The sequence below is a fragment of the Alphaproteobacteria bacterium genome (assembly GCA_024244705.1).
Lineage (GTDB): Bacteria > Pseudomonadota > Alphaproteobacteria > JAAEOK01 > JAAEOK01 > JAAEOK01.
The window spans coordinates 117,796-134,619 of the sequence record JAAEOK010000112.1 but is presented as its reverse complement, the minus strand read 5'-3'; the positions used below and the strand labels follow the sequence as shown (position 1 = coordinate 134,619).

The following is a 16,824-nucleotide window of genomic DNA, read 5'->3' as shown; positions in this document are numbered from 1 at the left end:
GCTAGAGCAGGTTGGCGATATCCACGATCACGGCTTCGAACATCTCGGTGGTCAAGCGACCCGTATTCGTGTTGAGGCGCGAGCAATGATAGCTGTCGGCGAGTAGAAGATCGTCGGGCAGCGAATAGACGGCGCCATGCGCGAAGGGCCACAGCGCGATGCGGTGCCCGAGTGTCCTGAGGACGGAATCGTGGGCAATCTTGCCCAGGGCCAGAATTACTCGGAGGTTCTTCATCGCCGCTATTTCGGCTACCAAGAAGCCGCGACACGCAGCGATTTCCGCGGCAACGGGTTTGTTGGCCGGCGGCACACAGCGGACCGCGTTGGTGACCCTGCAATCCTCGAGGCAAAAACCATCGTCCGCGCGGGCGCCAAACGATCCGGCGGCAAAGCCGAACTTGACCAGGGTGGGGTACAGCAGATCCCCAGCATAGTCGCCGGTAAACGGGCGGCCGGTACGGTTCGCACCGCGAAGACCGGGGGCCAGTCCGACGATCAGCAGACGAGCACCGAGAGAGCCGAAGGACGTAACCGGTCCGTTGTGCCAGTCCGGATAGGAGCCTTGGTTTTCAGCGCGGAACGCAACCAACCGCGGACACAGCGCACAGTCCGGTTCGGGCTCTCTCATTAGAAATGCGTGGCTTTAGGCTGTTTCAAGCAGGGAGCTGTCGAAAGCGTCCTCGTCCTCCAGTTCATCACCGGGTTCGCGTCGCTCTTGATGCTCGCGCGAAATCTGGTCGGCGAGATCGTCGAGTTCCAGAAATGTGTCGGCCTGACGGCGCAATTCGTCGGCAACCATCGACGGCTGAGAACGGACCGTACTGACAACCGTCACGCGGACGCCCTTGCGCTGTACGGCCTCGACCAGACGGCGGAAATCGCCGTCGCCGGAAAACAGAACGATATGCTCGAGATTATCGGCCATCTCCAACACGTCGATGGCGAGCTCGATATCCATATTGCCCTTGATCTTGCGCCGCCCCGCCGAATCGGTGAATTCCTTGGTCGGTTTCGTCACCATGGTGTAGCCATTGTAATCGAGCCAATCGACGAGCGGACGGATCGGCGAGTATTCTTGGTCTTCCGGCAGTGCGGTATAGTAAAAGGCGCGAATCAATCGACCCTTGGCCGCGAACACGTCGAGCAGCCGCTTGTAATCGATGTCGAATCCCAACGCCCGCGCAGCCGCGTAAAGATTGGAGCCGTCGATGAAAAGTGCCAACCGTTCCTGTGGATACACAATCATTTTAGTCCCTCGAAAAGTGTTTTTTATCAATAGATTACATCAATAACTTGATAGTAAATATTAAAAACGTCTCCTGTCCTATCGTAATCGAAGATTAACCAGCTTCTTAAGTAGGGTGTGGATGCGACAATCGCAAGTGCAAAAAGCGAGTTCTGGTCGCGGGAATCCGGTCTTGATTGCTATTGGTGCCAACCTGCCGAGTGCCATGAATACGACGCCCTTGGGCGCATGTCAGGCAGCGGCGGCGGCGATCGGCGCCGATGAAAACATGACCCTAATCGCTCGCTCGGCCTGGTATGAAACCGCGCCCGTACCGGCTTCCGATCAGCCGTGGTATGTCAATGGCGTCGTGGCGCTCCATACCACGCTCGCGCCCGACCGGTTGATGGCGGTGCTCCACGACATCGAGGCGCGTTTCGGCCGCACTCGGCGGACGCGCAACGAGGCCAGAGCGATGGATCTCGATATGCTCGCCTACGGGCGGATGGTTGCAGCCCCGCCGTCCTGGCCCGTGCTGCCGCATCCGCGACTTTGCCAGCGGCTGTTTGTCTTGCTTCCGCTGCGAGACGTGGCGCCGCGTTGGTGTCATCCTGTCGATGGCCGTAGTATCGATCAATTGATTGAAGGACTGGCGCCGGAGCAGGGCATTCGGCGTCTCGATGGGGACCCCGACGACCCGGTCAAAGCATAGAGATTCCCTTGCTTTGCCCTAGGACGCTCCTTATATTCCCGAAACTTTCCAAGCAAGCGGAGTGGTAGATGGCACGGGTAACAGTCGAAGACTGCATTGTAAGAGTTCCAAACCGATTCGATCTCGTCATGTTGGCCTCGCAGCGGGCGCGAGAAATTGCCGCCGGCGGCGTGTTGACGATAGAACGCGATAACGACAAGAACCCGGTGGTCGCGCTGCGTGAAATCGGCGATGAGACGATCAATGTAGAAGAGATCGAGGAAAGCATTATTGTCGGCCTCCAGAAACACGTCGAGAGCGACGATTTGACCGAGGACGAGCTTGACGATAGCGCTATGCTCATCGTCGAAGGCGGCGGAATTACTATCCCCGACAACGATTCGATAAAGGAATCGGAAATTGAGGATGGAGTAGAAGAGTCCGGAAAGGATGTAGAAGAGGCCAAAGACGCATAGAATCGGTTTGCTTCCGTTGCCCTAGTTGGCGGCCGCACCCGGTTCTGAATTAGCAAAAGGGACGAGGGCGCATGATTCGCCAGTTTGAACTGGTCGAACGAATTAGGGCCTACGATCGCAACGTCGACGAGGACACCCTTAACCGCGCCTACGTTTTCTCGATGAAAGCCCACGGTACTCAGACGCGGGCATCGGGTGACGCGTATTTTTCGCACCCCCTCGAAGTCGCTGGCATTCTCACCAAATACAAGCTCGATACGGCGACGATCGTTACGGCCTTGCTGCACGACACCGTCGAAGACACGGTCGCCACGTTGGACCAGATCGAGTCCTTGTTCGGCGTGGATATCGCTCGCCTCGTCGACGGCGTCACCAAGCTCTCGCGGATCGAGTTGCAATCTGATCAGAGCAAGCAGGCGGAGAATTTCCGCAAGCTTGTTCTGGCTATGTCCGAAGACATTCGCGTACTCCTCGTCAAGCTCGCCGACCGATTGCACAACATGCGTACGTTGGGGGCCATCAAGAATTCCGATAAGCGCCGCCGCATAGCCCTGGAAACGATGGAGATCTATGCCCCGCTGGCCGAACGTATCGGAATGCATGATTTCAAGAACGAACTTGAAGACCTTGCATTCGCTGAACTCAATCCTGACGCGCGCGAATCGATCGTCTATCGGCTGGAATATTTGCGTAAGCATGGCGGCGATATCATCAACCGCATTATCAGCGAGTTGAATGAATTGTTGCGCGAGCAGGGGCTTGAGGCGGTGATGTCGGGCCGCGAAAAATCGCCCTATTCGATTTGGCGCAAAATGCAGCGCAAGAACGTCGAATTCGAGCAGCTTTCGGATATCATGGCGTTCCGCGTTGTCGTCGATTCGATCGCCTCTTGCTACCAGGCTTTGGGCGTTATCCACGGCAGGTATGCGGTCGTTCCAGGCCGATTCAAAGATTACCTGAGCATGCCCAAGCCGAATGGCTATCGTTCGCTTCATACCGGCGTTTATGGGCCCGAGCAGCAGCGCATCGAAATCCAGATCCGCACATTGGAGATGCACGAGATCGCCGAACTGGGCGTAGCCGCGCATTGGAAATACTCAATCGGCGCCGAGCGCGTAGACGGCCGACAATATCGGTGGCTGCGCGAGTTGCTCGATATCCTCGAGCACGCTTCCAGTCCCGAAGAGTTCCTCGAGCACACCAAGCTCGAGATGTTCCACGACCAGGTCTTCTGTTTTACGCCGAAGGGCGACATCATCAATCTTCCGCGCGGTGCGACCCCGGTGGATTTTGCCTATGCGGTTCACTCCGAGGTCGGCGACACCTGCGTCGGCGCCAAGATCAACGGGCGGCTTATGCCGCTGCGCACCCAGCTCAAGAATGGAGATCAGGTCGAAGTCCTGGTTTCGAAGAAAGGAACCCCGTCCCCGGAATGGGAGCGCTTTGTCGTCACCGGTAAAGCGCGGGCCCGGGTTCGCCGCTACGTCAGATTCCAGAGGCACAAGGAGTATGCGGAACTCGGACGGGCAATTCTGCTGAAAGCATTTCGGCGGGAAGGCTATGAATTTACCGAAAAGGCCGTCTCAACGGTGCTCGAAAAATTCAAGTGCCGTGTCAATGATGATATCTACGCCGGAATCGGAGAAGGAATCCTTTCCGATCGCGAAGTCGTTCAGGCGATTTTCCCGGTGGCCAAAAAGCAAGGGCCCGATCGCAAGATCCTGCCCTTCCGTCGAAAAAAGGCAAAGACCGGTTCCACCACAGGGGAGGCCGTACCGATCACCGGTTTGAGTCCGGGCATCGCAATACATTTCGCCGGCTGCTGCCACCCTTTGCCCGGCGACCGTATCGTCGGCATCATAACGACCGGAAAGGGTGTTACGATCCACACCATCGATTGCGAGACGCTTCAGAGCTTCGCCGACGCGCCGGAGCGTTGGCTGGACGTGTCGTGGCGCGCCGATACCGGGGGCGATGAGAGCTTTGTTGGCCGGGTTAGCGTTCTGGTTGCCAATGAACCAGGAAGTCTTGGTGGGTTATCCACTGTAATCGGCAAGAGCCAGGGCAATATAAGTAACCTCAAGATTACCAACCGTTCTACCGACTTCTTCGAAATGCTGATCGACATAGAGGTCCGAGACGCAAAACACCTTACCAACATTGTCGCGGCGCTACGCGCGTCGTCATTCGTGAACTCGGTCGAACGCGCGCAAGGCTGACGATTTTCCGATGACTGCCGCGATAATGCCGACAGGGCTTGTCGCGCCGGACGCCATCCTCTATAGCCTCGGGGCCGATCTTACCGAGTAGCCTATTGTGTTTCGAAGACGCCGGGATAAAACGTACTGGGAGAAAACACGACACTTCATGTGGCCGCGTCGGGGGTGGAGTCGCTCCTACAAGTATATCGCCTATCGTGTAATTCGCATGCCCGGAACGCCTTACAGCATCGCCGCCGGCTTTGCCAGTGGTGCGGCGATGTCGATGACCCCGTTCATCGGACTGCATTTCGTTCTATCGGCGATTCTTGCGTGGGTTATTGGCGGCAACCTGATCGCGTCGGCCTTCGGTACGATCATCGGCAATCCATGGACGTTTCCGCTGATATGGGTGTGGATCTACTATATCGGTAATTTTATTCTTGGAACCGCCGGCGCCGGCACCGGTCTTCCCGATAGTCTATCCTGGTCCTTTTTGATGGAAATGCCATCGCATGTGCTGGTGCCGATGCTGGTCGGCAGCGTGCCGACCGCACTGGTGGTCTGGCTCGTGGCATTTTTCCCCATGCGTGCTATCGTTTCCGGCCTTCAAGAACGGCGGCGAAGGCGGCGAATCGCAAAACGACAAATCCTGGCCCACCGGGAGGTGCGGAAGTGATTAGAAAGATACGATTGGGCGTCAACATCGATCACGTTGCGACCATCCGGAACGCACGCGGCGGGGGCCACCCCGATCCGGTTCGTGCCGCACGTCTTGCCGCTCAGGCCGGGGCCGATGGTATCACCGCCCACCTTCGCGAGGATCGCCGCCATATCTCCGACGAGGACATCGATCGCCTGAGCCGGGATATCGATCTTCCCCTGAACTTGGAAATGGCGGCGACCCCCGAGATGTTGGCGATCGCGCTCCGCCATGGCCCCCATGCCGCTTGTATCGTACCCGAAAAGCGACAGGAATTGACGACCGAAGGTGGCCTGGATGTGGTCACCGGGCGCGCGCACCTGAGCAGCTATATCGACCGCCTCAGCGAGTCCGGAATTCGAGTCTCTCTCTTCGTCGACCCGGATCTCGAACAGCTCTACGCGGCGCGGGAATTGGCTGCGCCCGTCGTCGAACTTCACACAGGGAGCTATTGCCACGCCACGGAAAAGGATCGGGTTGGCGAGCTTGCCCGAATTGTTGCCGCCGCCAAACTGGCCGAGGAAGTCGGGCTTGAATGCCATGCCGGACACGGCCTCAGCTATGAGACCGTAGGTCCGGTTGCGGCGATCCCGACTATTGTCGAACTCAATATCGGCCATTTTCTGATCGGCGAAGGGATCTTCGGAGGCCTCGATTCCGCAATCAAGCGCATGCGGTCACTCATGGACAAGGCCAGGGCCGAGGCATCTGGTGAGCGCAGCGCCTAGCCATGTCGCAATGATTATCGGAATCGGTAGCGACCTGATCGATATTCGCCGCGTCGAACAGACATTGGACCGATTCGGCGATCGCTTTATCCTGCGCGTTTTTACCGACATCGAGCGCGAAAAATCCGACCGCCGCCACCGCCGTGCCGATAGCTACGCCAAGCGATTCGCTGCAAAGGAAGCGTGCAGCAAGGCACTCGGCACCGGATTCCGGCGCGGTGTCTATTGGCGGGATCTAGGGGTGATAAATTTACCTGGCGGCAAACCGACAATGCAGCTTACCGGCGGGGCGGCCGAACGCCTCAGGGAAATCACCCCTTTGGGCATGACGGCCAAGATCGATCTTTCGATTACGGACGATTTTCCGTTGGCCCAGGCAATTGTCATCATCTCCGCGGCGCACGGCGAATGAAGGCTATTGTGAAATCGGTAATCGATAGCGTTTTGTGACAGGACATTGGCAAGAACAATGACGGCTAAGGCAAAAATAATGGCAAAAAAGAAGAGCAGCGGCGGTATCTGGGAGACCCTCCGCGTCATTGCGTATGCAGTTCTGATCGCCCTGTTTATCCGGACCTTCGCTTTTGAGCCGTTCAATATTCCATCCGGCTCCATGGTGCCGACGCTGCTCGTCGGGGATTACCTTTTCGTTTCAAAATTTTCGTATGGCTATAGCCGTTACTCCATTCCGCTTGGCCTGCCGATATTCAGCGGCCGCGTCATTGCCAGCCTTCCCGAGCAAGGCGATGTCGCCGTATTCAAGCTGCCGCGAGACAACAGCACGGATTATATCAAACGGATCATTGGCCTGCCCGGTGACCGTATCCAGGTCATTGATGGCATTCTTCACATCAACGGCACAGCGGTCGAACGCCAGCGAATTCAAGATTACAATCCGCCATCGGGGGTCGGCGCCCGCGGCCCGCTGCACCAATATATCGAGGTGCTGCCGAATGGCCGTGCCCATCTCATTATCGAGGAGTCGGATGCGGCCGCGTTCGACAACACATCCGAGTTTCTTGTGCCGGAGGACCATTTCTTCGTCATGGGCGACAACCGGGACAACTCGCTCGACAGCCGGTTTCAGAACGGGGTGGGTTTCGTTCCGTTCGAGAATCTTGTCGGCCGCGCCGAAATTATCTTTTTCTCGACGAATGGCGATGCGCGCTTATGGGAAATCTGGAAGTGGCCATGGGCGATCCGATATTCCCGCATATTCGACTTGATAAACTAGTGTCACTCGACGCCTTTTCCCTCGACGATCTGGCCGCGACATTAGGCCACCAATTCGAGCGGCCGTTCATCTTGCGGGAAGCGCTTTGCCATCCCAGCGCCATGGCGTCGGCGGACGGCTCCATCCACGGTTATGAACGCCTCGAGTTCCTGGGCGACCGAGTTCTCGGCCTGGTGATGGCCGATTTGCTCTTTCATTCGTTTCCGGACGAGGACGAGGGTGCGCTGTCGCGCCGCTTTGTCGCTTTGGTGAGGCGAGAAAGCCTGGTTCGCGTCGCCGAAGCGATCGATCTCGGCAACTACGTCATTCTTTCGGCCGGCGAGGCCGATTCCGGCGGTCGCGGCAGCCCGGCGGTCCTGGCCGATTCATGCGAGGCGGTTATCGCGGCGCTCTATCTCGATGGCGGACTCGACGTGGCGCGACGATTCATCGAGCGATTTTGGACCCCTCTCATGGATGAGAACGAGACCCCGCCGATGGACGCCAAAACGGCACTCCAGGAGTGGGCGCAGGGTCGGGGCAAGCCTTTACCCGTGTATGAAACAGTAGCCGCAGAGGGGCCGGCGCATGAACCCGAATTCACGATCGAGGTTACCGTCAAGGGTCACGGGCCGGCTCGGGCAAAGGGGCCGTCCAAACGGGCGGCCGAACAGGCGGCGGCGGCAGCGCTGCTGAAGGCAATCGAGATGGCAAGCCGTGAATAACGGCACGCGAACGGAGAAGCGCTGCGGCTATGTCGCTCTGGTGGGAGCCCCCAACACCGGGAAATCGACGCTGCTAAATGCTCTCGTTGGCAGCAAAGTGTCCATCGTTTCGCCTAAGGTTCAGACCACGCGCAGCCGTGTCCTCGGTATTTCGATCATCGAACAATCCCAGGTCATATTCGTCGACACACCGGGAATTTTCGAACCGCGCCGCCGCCTCGATCGGGCGATGGTGAGGGCCGCATGGCAAAGCGCGAGCGGCGCGGACCTGGTGGCGCTGATTATCGATGCAAACCGTCGTGTCGATTCCGACACCCAGCGGATTGTCGAAGGCCTGCGGGAGAACGGGCGCAAATCGATCGCCGTGCTGAACAAGATCGATATCGTGAAACGGTCGTCTCTGCTGCTGCTCACGGAACGCCTGAATGAGCAGGCTTCATACGAGGAATTCTTCATGATTTCGGCGCTCACCGGCGATGGAGTAGGGGATCTCTCCAGCTACCTTGCGCGGGCCGTGCCGCCCGGGCCGTGGTTGTTCCCGGCCGATCAAATTTCCGATATGCCGTTACGACTACTGGCCGCCGAAATCACGCGTGAAAAACTGTATCTGCAGCTCCATCGCGAGCTTCCGTATAGCGCCGCCGTCGAAACCGAATCGTGGCAGGAATTCGATGACGGCAGCGTTCGCGTCGGCCAAATTGTCTATGTCCAGCGTCCAAGCCAAAAGGCGATTGTTCTCGGCAAAGGAGGCCAGCGCGTCAAAGCGATCGGCGCTGCGGCACGCGAGGAATTGATGACGATCTTGGATCGGAAAGTCCATTTGTTTCTTCACGTAAAGACACGCGAAAAGTGGATCGACGATCCGGAGCGATACCGCGACCTTGGTCTCGATTTCGATGCCTAATCCGCTGACAGGGTGATGAATTGGACCGATGAAGGTGTCGTCCTTTCGGCGCGTAAGCATGGCGAGCACGCGGTAATCGTCCAGCTCTTGACCCGGGCTCACGGTCGTCACGCGGGATTGGTACGTGGCGGGGCGGGCGCGCGGGGGCGCGGCATGTATCTCCCAGGCAACAAGGTCGGTGCCGGGTGGCGTGGGCGCCTTGCCGAGCACCTGGGAAGCTACAGTTGCGAATTGATCGCCGCTCCCGCCGCCGTGTTGCTTGACGAACCGCTGCGCCTGTCGGCGTTGACGGCGGCCTGCGCGGTTGCCGAGACCGCGCTGCCCGAGCGAGAGGAACATCCACGGCTCTATGCCGCTTTCTGCACATTCCTGGATCATCTTGATGGAGGCGATTGGCTGCGTGCGTTTGTCGAGTGGGAGTTGATCCTACTCACGGATCTCGGCTATGGACTCGATCTCGCCGCTTGCGCGGCGACCGGGAGCACCGATGACTTGGCTTATGTTTCGCCAAAGTCTGGCCGCGCCGTTTCACGTCAGGCGGGGGCACCCTACCGCGAACGCCTGCTGCCGTTGCCCGGATTCTTGATCGGTCAGGGCGAGCCGGACGAGGTGGCGGTGAGCGACGGACTGGTGCTCACCGGCTACTTCCTGGAAAGCCGCGTCTATACCGTTCTTGAACGCCAAATTCCCGCGGCTCGCATACGATTTGTTGACCGCCTGCGCCGACCGGCTACTATATATAGTAGATAGGAGGTCCGATGGCATCCAAGACACCTGCCGCGCGGATAGAGGAAATACCCCTCGGCGACGCACTCAGCGAGCGCTATCTGTCCTATGCGCTTTCAACCATCATGGCACGGTCGTTGCCGGATGTTCGCGACGGGCTGAAGCCGGTTCACCGCCGTCTGCTATATGCGATGCGCCAGCTCAAGCTCGATCCCGCATCCGGTTATAAGAAGTGCGCCCGCGTTGTCGGCGATGTGATGGGTAAGTACCATCCCCATGGTGATGCGGCAATTTATGACACATTGGTGCGGCTCGCGCAGGACTTTGCCGTGCGTTACCCGCTGGTCGACGGGCAAGGTAATTTTGGCAATATCGACGGCGATAATCCCGCTGCCATGCGCTACACCGAAGCGCGGCTGACGGCGATCGCGCAGGCGCTTCTCGACGGCATCGACGAGGACACGGTTGATTTCCGCGATACTTATGATGGCGAAGGCGAGGAGCCGCTGGTGCTGCCCGCCAATTTCCCCAATCTGTTGGCCAATGGCGCAACCGGGATTGCGGTTGGAATGGCGACCAATATTCCGCCTCACAACGTAGGCGAGCTGTGCGGCGCACTCCTCCATCTGATAAAGTTTCCCAACGCGACCATAGCCAAATTGGTCGATCTCATACCGGGCCCCGACTTTCCCACCGGTGGCGAGCTGGTCGAACCGCGTAGCGCCGTGATCGAAGCCTATACCTCCGGTCGTGGGAGCTTTCGCGTCCGCGCCAAGTGGCAGGTCGAGAAACAAAAAGGTGGGCTCTACGAGATCGTCGTCACCGAAATCCCGTACCAGGTCCAGAAAGGACGGCTGGTCGAGAAGATCGCGGAGCTCCTGAACAATAAGAAGCTTGGGCTGCTCGGCGACATTCGCGATGAATCCGCGGCCGACCTGAGACTGGTACTGGTGCCCAAGAGCCGCAATATCGACGCCGCGTTGCTGATGGAGACGCTCTACCGACAAACCGATCTGGAGAGCCGTTTCGGTCTCAATATGAACGTACTTGACGCCGAGCAGACGCCGCGGGTCATGAGCCTCCGCGAGGTTCTCCAAGCATACCTCGACCACCGAATGGTGGTTCTAAAGCGCCGTACGAACCATCGTCTCGGAAAGATTGCTCACCGCTTGGAGGTCCTCGACGGCTACCTGATCGCCTACCTCAACATCGACGAGGTGATTCGCATCATACGCGAAGAGGACGAGCCGAAAGCGGCGATGATGAAGAAATGGAAATTGTCCGATCTCCAGGCCGAGGCCGTCCTCAACATGCGGTTGCGCGCATTGCGCAAGCTGGAAGAGGTCGCGATCCGCGACGAACACAAGTCGTTGAGCGGGGAGAAGAAAGCGCTGACCGGCCTTCTTCGTGACAAGAAACGCCAGTGGAAGCGCGTCGCCGACGAGATCGCGGAAACGCGATCGCAATTCGGGCAGAAAACAGAACCCGGCAGGCGGCGGACGACGATTGGTGACGGCGTAACGGCAGAGATCGTTCCGCTGGAGGCTTTGATCGAACGCGAACCGGTCACCATCCTGTGCTCGGAAAAGGGTTGGATTAGGGCTGCCCGAGGGCACCTCGACGATCCCCGTGATGCGAAATACAAGGAAGGCGATCGAGCGCGGTTCATCCTAAACGCCCAGACCACGGATCGCCTGCTGGTGTTTGGGACCAATGGGCGCTTCTATACCTTAGGGGTCGACAAATTGCCCGGCGGCCGCGGTCATGGCGAGCCGATTCGCCTGATGTGCGACCTGGGCAACGATCAGGACATCGTCGCCCTGTTCGTTCATCGGCCGGACCGTAAGCTCTTGGTTGCTTCCAGCGATGGCCGAGGATTCCTCGTCCCGGAGGAGGTGGTGGCGGCTCAAACCCGAGCCGGCAAACAGGTCCTGAACGTCCCGAGTGGAGCGGAGGCTCAGACCTGCACCGTCGCGGAGGGCGATCATGCCGCGGTTATTGGCGACAACCGTAAGCTCTTGATCTTTCCATTGGACGAATTGCCGGTGATGACCCGTGGCCGGGGGGTCATTCTCCAGCGCTACAAGCAAGGCGGTCTATCGGACATCGCGGTGTTCACGCTCGCCGACGGCATTGCCTGCCGGACCGGGGATCGGACCAGAACATTCACCGATATTTCGGATTGGGTCGGCAAACGAGGCCAAGCGGGGCGCCTGCCGCCGGCTGGTTTTCCGCGCAGTAACCGGTTTGCCTAGGTTTGGCGGCGGTCTATCCGTGCATGGTGCAAAAATGCTTGGAGCCACCGGGGTCAAGGTGGCTCCAAGATCAATAGGGAGGCCTCAACGAGGGGTTGGTTCGTCAGACCTGTCGAAAGTGGTGGTATCCCTATACTCGCGACGATAGAAGAGTTTCGTTTAGAAATCGTTAATAAACATATAAATTGTATAATTCTTAATGAGCGATCTCGAGCTGGGCGCCCGGCTCCTAATCCGGTAAACGCATCGTTCCTTCGCTTACGAGGACCGATGTGCCGCCAACATGGACCGCCGTTATGGCGCCACCACTTTTTCGACATCGATGTTTAGGCGGCTCGCTCGGCCCATCTCCACACCCTGGGCGACAATCCACGACATCCGGCCCGACGTGGCCGGGTCCCGGGCGGCCAAATAACCGGCGAAGGCGGCGGCGGCGGCGCCGGTGGCCGGATCCTCGATGAGACCCATGGCGGGCGCGAACATGCGCATTTGGATGCCGGCGTCGGCGCCGTCTCGGCGCGTAAAGGGAACTACATGCGACGCCCAATGGCCGGCCACAGAAGACTGCCACGCGGTCGTATCGATGGCCGCACGACCCAGCGCTTCCATGTCGCTCAAGGGAATGAACAGAAATGGGACACCGGCCGACCACGCTTCCGGTGCGTCGTCCGCCTCGACGATATCGTTGGCGGCGAGTCCCAGCACCTTCGCCAGAGTTTCCCGTGGCGGCGCGGCCGGACCGCGTTCCGGCAATTTTGCCGTGGTCAGACGGCTGAAAACCGGCCGGCCGTCCTCGCTGACGATTCGCACCGGAACGGGACCGACGCCTTCCTCGAAGATAATGTCGGTTTCGGTCTCATCGAGATCGATCGCGCCTATGGCGGCAAGGACGAATGCCGTTCCAACTGTCGGATGCCCGGCAAACGGCAATTCGACCGCCGGTGTAAAGATACGCAGCCGTCGCGTGTGTTGAGGATTTTCGGGCCGCAGCACGAAGACGGTTTCGGATAGATTGAACTCGTTCGCAATACGCTGCATCAGAGCCGGATCGATAGCATCCGCGTCGGGAAATACCGCCAGAGGGTTGCCACCGAAGACTTGGTCGGTGAAAACGTCGGCGGTGAAAAACCGATGTTCCATCACGCTCTAACCTTCGAAATTCCGCCGTCGAGGGCCGATTGGCCCGTTAGCCAAGAGCTAGAAGTGGAGCGAAATATCGCTGTGGGGCGATAGGCAGGCGGCAATATCGGTTGCCAAGTCGACGGGGAGTCGCTCCTGCAGCCGTATTCCGATCGTGTCCTTGATCGCGTTGTCATATTCTTCGAGATCGGCCGCCAGTTCGGATCCTGCCTGCTGACGCCACGAGACCTCGGCGGCATATAGCTTGAGTGCGTTGAACAAATGCTCGCGCGCTTCTGCGCGATCGGGATTGTCACCCTTCAGCGCGCGGCGGGCCTTGGAAAGCGCCGACCGGATATCACTGCCGCCGGCCACCGCACCGACAGCGCGTTCCGCCTCGTTAATGGTTTCCATGGCCTGTTCCGGCGGTTCTCCATTGATCGCCGCGTTCAAACCTTCAAGTTGAGGTTCGAGGGCGGCGAGTTCATCGGCACTGGCGATCAGCGTGCGTACCGTAGCCACGACCTCGTAGGCCCCGTCGACATTGCGGCGGTAGAGATTGCGTGCCTTGCTTTCCGCCTTCTCGAGATCGGTATATTCCTTTCGCGCCTGGGTCCAACCGTCCGGTATCTGGACCTTATATTGTGCTTTTTCGCTCTCATTTTCTTCAATCTTGCGGCTTATCGCATCCAAAGATTCGATTGGCGCATCTTTGGTCCGCTCGAGCCGGCCCAGATCGCGCTTCAGTTGTTTGGTTTCCTCATCCAGGCGGCCCATCTGTTTTTGCAAGCCCCGAACTTCGCGATGCAACGGCTCGTAATTGGGCAGGAAGTTCGCGAATGCTGCGTCTGCCTCGCGGATGTCATTTACCATATCGAACGTCTTTTTCGCCGACGCGAGACCATCGGACAGGGATTCTTGGAGGTCCGGCGGGAGGTAGGAAATATTCAGCGAAGCGGCTCTGTCGATACCGGCGCGCAGATCGGTTTGACGCTGGTCGTATTCGTCAAAAATGAATTCCTCCAGGCATGCTTGAAGGCGTGGATTTGTCGGTGGTGGCGCGGTTTCCGAGGTCAGATAGACGCGATTTGGCAGGTAGTTCACGAGTGGCGGATAGGCGCCGACAATGAAGAGCGCGCCCAGTTGAAGAAAAATAAACGGCACGACGCCGCGATAGATTTGCACGGTTCTTACGTCGGGAGGCGCGACACCTCGCAGATAGAACAGGGCAAATCCAAATGGCGGGGTGAGGAAGGAGGTCTGCATGTTGACGCCGATCATGACACCCAGCCAGACCGCGGTGACGTTGGCGGACGGGTCGGCCAGCAGGATCGGGGCGATAATCGGAACCACGACCACCGCGATCTCGATGAAGTCGAGGAAGAAACCGAGAACGAAAATTACCGCCATGACGAGCACGAACTTGGCAATGAACCCGCCCGGCAGGCCGCCGAGGAATTCGCGTACCAAGTCCTCGCCGCCGAAAGAACGGAATGCCGCGGTCAGCATGGCAGCGCCAAGCAGAATAATGAACACCAAGGACGATGTCTTGGCCGTCTCGATCATGACGTATTCGAGCGTCTTATCGATCTTGTAGACGCGCCACCCGCTCCAGATGACGGAAAACAGGAAAACCGCCACGGCGATAGCGGCAAGGGTGACGCCGAGCGCGTCCTCGCTGTCCTGTATGTTCTTTACGTTGATGTCGAAGGTGCTGATCAAAAATAGGATCGCGGCCAGAGACACGACCGCGAGGATGGCCGGGACGAAGGAGGTCCGCTTGCCGGACGTCAGGCGGTAGCCGGCCATGATCATTGCGCCGATGGCACCGATGGCACCCGCCTGGTTGACCGTGGCGATGCCAAGCAGGATCGAGCCGAGGACGACAAATATCAGCGTCAGCGGCGGCACCAGGACGAGCAGCACACGGGCCGCGAATTTGGCGTCGAATTTGCCTTCGTAATGAACGGGTGGCGCCAGCTTGGGCCGGATCAGGGCGAGTACGAGAATAAACAGGATGTACAGACCGACAAGCACCAAGCCGGGCAGAAATGCGCCGAGGAACATGTCGCCCGCGCTGGCCGAGGTAAGGCCAAATTCGCCTGGTAGCGATGACGATCCAGTCGCCAGCTTGTATTCGGCCTTGCGCAGGGTGAGCGCCTGATCGGTGGCATTGGAGAGCTGGTCGGCGAGAATGATCAGAACGATCGATGGCGGGATGATTTGTCCCAGCGTGCCGGAAGCGGCGATCGTTCCCGATGCGAGCGCCTTCGAGTAATTGTTTCGCAGCATTACTGGAAGCGAAATCAGGCCCATCGCGATCACTGTGGCGCCGACGATACCGGTGGTTGCCGCCAACAACGCGCCGACGAAGACGACAGAGATTCCGAGGCCGCCCGGAACCGGACCGAAGAGCTGCGCCATGGTGACCAAGAGGTCCTCGGCGATCTTCGACCGCTCGAGCATGATGCCCATAAACACGAAAAGCGGGATGGCGATGAGCGTATCTCGCTCAGCCTCCCAATAGATTCCACGGAAGTTCGTTACCCCGGCATTGAGCCACTGGATGGGACCGCCCTGGGCAAAAAAGGCACTGGCGTCGCCGGCGAATATCTCACCCGTAAGGCCGGCGAGGGCGATCGTGAGAATCGCCGAGCCCGGCAGCGCGAATGCGACCGGGTAACCGGACGCCAACGCGCCGGCCATGAGGACGACCAGGACGACGACAAACAGGAGTTCCATCGAAACGGCATTTCCGACGCCCGGGGGCGCTAGAAATGCGCCTCCTCGGGTTGTGCCAAATGTGAATCGGGCTCGTGTAGCAATATGCCGGCGCTGTTCAGGAAATAGCTCATGAACTGAACCAGCATGGACACGGCATAGACGATGAGGAACCCGGCCATGAAGTACTTCACGTACATGCCGAATCCGGCCTGCGTAACCTCGAAATTGAGGAGCGGGCTAATAATCGTGCCGCCTTTGTCGGCCATGCCGAGGCCCAAGATGATCCAGCACACCGGAACGCCGAGCAAGAGCGAGCCGATCAGGTTCGACCACGCCTTTCGGCGCACGCTGAATCCAGCATAAAGCAAATCGACCCTCACATGACCTTCATGGAGCAACGTGTACGCACTGGCAAACAGGAACAGGGCCGCGTACCAAAAACGAACCAGATCGGCCATGAACGCCTGTTCGTAGGAAAAGATGAAGCGCAGAATCACGATCTGAAGCTCGGCCACGACGACCAGCAGCGCGAGCCACATGAATCCGACCGACCGTGAGAAAAACGCGATCACCATGGCAACGACAACCAGCGGGTAGAGGACATAAGTTCCGCGAAAACTGGACCGGCCCAGATCCTGCGCTAAAGCATCACCGACGACATTTCCGAGGAGCGCCTCAACGCGCAGGAATGAAATGAGCGCATCGGCGATACCAACGAGGAAAACAGCCCAGAAAGCGGCACGGGCGATATAGGTGGCGAGCGCTGTCAGCCGTTCCGATTCTTCGTGAAGCGTTCGGCTGCGGTTCGAAAGTACAATTACAATGCAGGCAGCTATTGCGCCCAGGAACAACAAGAGTTGCGCCCAGCCAAGTCCCACCGCAGAACTATCGAGCGCCGTCTTGGGCGGTGTGAATCCCGGCACACCCAAATCGCCGAGAAAATAAAACAAACCCGGCCAGCCGCGCCAGTGAACGAGATAGCTGTTGACAAGAAACGCCAGCGCAACGGCAACCACTGAAAGCGCGAAAATTCGCAATACCAGATCGGTCGTACCATGTGTTGGTACGACGCTGGCCTGATGCGGTGTTCCGCCGCCGCTGGTTACCTGAGCAGACTCCGTCATCGACGCCGCAATC

At 58.7% G+C, this 16,824-nt stretch carries 15 protein-coding genes and 1 pseudogene; 11 read left to right on the top strand and 5 right to left on the bottom strand.

The window, feature by feature from the left end:
* Position 1: 1 nt before the first annotated feature.
* Positions 2 to 628: a uracil-DNA glycosylase gene (locus GY791_20830; GenBank protein MCP4330841.1), complete on the bottom strand. Its 627-nt coding sequence runs from the start codon at positions 626 to 628 to the stop codon at positions 2 to 4.
* Positions 629 to 643: 15 nt separating this feature from the next.
* The gene (locus GY791_20825) at positions 644 to 1,246 is read right to left on the bottom strand and encodes an NYN domain-containing protein (protein ID MCP4330840.1); all 603 of its coding nucleotides are present in this window, start codon (positions 1,244 to 1,246) and stop codon (positions 644 to 646) included.
* 121 nt (positions 1,247 to 1,367) lie between these two features.
* On the opposite strand from GY791_20825, the gene folK reads away from it, so the two are divergent.
* From folK to parC, 11 genes are all read left to right on the top strand, one after another.
* The gene (gene folK / locus GY791_20820) at positions 1,368 to 1,937 is read left to right on the top strand and encodes a 2-amino-4-hydroxy-6-hydroxymethyldihydropteridine diphosphokinase (protein MCP4330839.1); all 570 of its coding nucleotides are present in this window, start codon (positions 1,368 to 1,370) and stop codon (positions 1,935 to 1,937) included.
* A 68-nt stretch (positions 1,938 to 2,005) separates the two neighbouring features.
* Positions 2,006 to 2,392, top strand: coding sequence for a DNA-directed RNA polymerase subunit omega (locus tag GY791_20815; GenBank protein ID MCP4330838.1), 387 nt, complete (start codon positions 2,006 to 2,008; stop codon positions 2,390 to 2,392).
* Between the two features lie 71 nt (positions 2,393 to 2,463).
* Entirely contained in the window at positions 2,464 to 4,611 is a 2,148-nt protein-coding gene (locus GY791_20810; protein ID MCP4330837.1) for a bifunctional (p)ppGpp synthetase/guanosine-3',5'-bis(diphosphate) 3'-pyrophosphohydrolase, read from the top strand.
* Positions 4,612 to 4,819: 208 nt separating this feature from the next.
* Positions 4,820 to 5,269 carry a DUF2062 domain-containing protein gene (locus GY791_20805; protein ID MCP4330836.1) on the top strand — a complete coding sequence of 150 codons (450 nt, stop codon included), beginning with the start codon at positions 4,820 to 4,822 and terminating at the stop codon, positions 5,267 to 5,269.
* Positions 5,266 to 6,021, top strand: a complete 756-nt coding sequence (locus GY791_20800) for a pyridoxine 5'-phosphate synthase (protein ID MCP4330835.1) — start codon at positions 5,266 to 5,268, stop codon at positions 6,019 to 6,021. The genes GY791_20805 and GY791_20800 overlap by 4 nt, the downstream gene beginning before the upstream one ends.
* Positions 6,022 to 6,031: 10 nt before the next feature.
* Positions 6,032 to 6,433 carry a holo-ACP synthase gene (locus GY791_20795; protein ID MCP4330834.1) on the top strand — a complete coding sequence of 134 codons (402 nt, stop codon included), beginning with the start codon at positions 6,032 to 6,034 and terminating at the stop codon, positions 6,431 to 6,433.
* Positions 6,434 to 6,511: 78 nt separating this feature from the next.
* Positions 6,512 to 7,255, top strand: coding sequence for a signal peptidase I (gene lepB, locus GY791_20790; GenBank protein MCP4330833.1), 744 nt, complete (start codon positions 6,512 to 6,514; stop codon positions 7,253 to 7,255).
* Positions 7,213 to 7,959 carry a ribonuclease III gene (gene rnc / locus GY791_20785; GenBank protein MCP4330832.1) on the top strand — a complete coding sequence of 249 codons (747 nt, stop codon included), beginning with the start codon at positions 7,213 to 7,215 and terminating at the stop codon, positions 7,957 to 7,959. Before lepB ends, rnc begins: the two co-directional genes overlap by 43 nt.
* On the top strand, positions 7,952 to 8,863 hold the full coding sequence (locus GY791_20780) for a GTPase Era (protein MCP4330831.1): 912 nt from the start codon (positions 7,952 to 7,954) through the stop codon (positions 8,861 to 8,863). Before rnc ends, GY791_20780 begins: the two co-directional genes overlap by 8 nt.
* 12 nt (positions 8,864 to 8,875) lie before the next feature.
* Entirely contained in the window at positions 8,876 to 9,613 is a 738-nt protein-coding gene (gene recO, locus GY791_20775) for a DNA repair protein RecO (GenBank protein MCP4330830.1), read from the top strand.
* Between the two features lie 8 nt (positions 9,614 to 9,621).
* A complete protein-coding gene (gene parC, locus GY791_20770; protein MCP4330829.1) occupies positions 9,622 to 11,844 on the top strand; it encodes a DNA topoisomerase IV subunit A in 2,223 nt (740 codons plus the stop codon).
* 229 nt (positions 11,845 to 12,073) lie between these two features.
* Here the strand turns inward: parC and GY791_20765 are convergent.
* The 3 genes and pseudogenes from GY791_20765 to GY791_20755 all read right to left on the bottom strand — a co-directional run bounded on the left by GY791_20765 (position 12,074) and on the right by GY791_20755 (position 16,811).
* A pseudogene (locus GY791_20765) lies at positions 12,074 to 12,984 on the bottom strand (PhzF family phenazine biosynthesis protein).
* A gap of 57 nt (positions 12,985 to 13,041) precedes the next feature.
* Positions 13,042 to 15,705: a TRAP transporter large permease subunit gene (locus GY791_20760; protein ID MCP4330828.1), complete on the bottom strand. Its 2,664-nt coding sequence runs from the start codon at positions 15,703 to 15,705 to the stop codon at positions 13,042 to 13,044.
* 29 nt (positions 15,706 to 15,734) lie between these two features.
* Positions 15,735 to 16,811, bottom strand: coding sequence for a TRAP transporter small permease subunit (locus GY791_20755; GenBank protein ID MCP4330827.1), 1,077 nt, complete (start codon positions 16,809 to 16,811; stop codon positions 15,735 to 15,737).
* Positions 16,812 to 16,824: the final 13 nt, after the last annotated feature.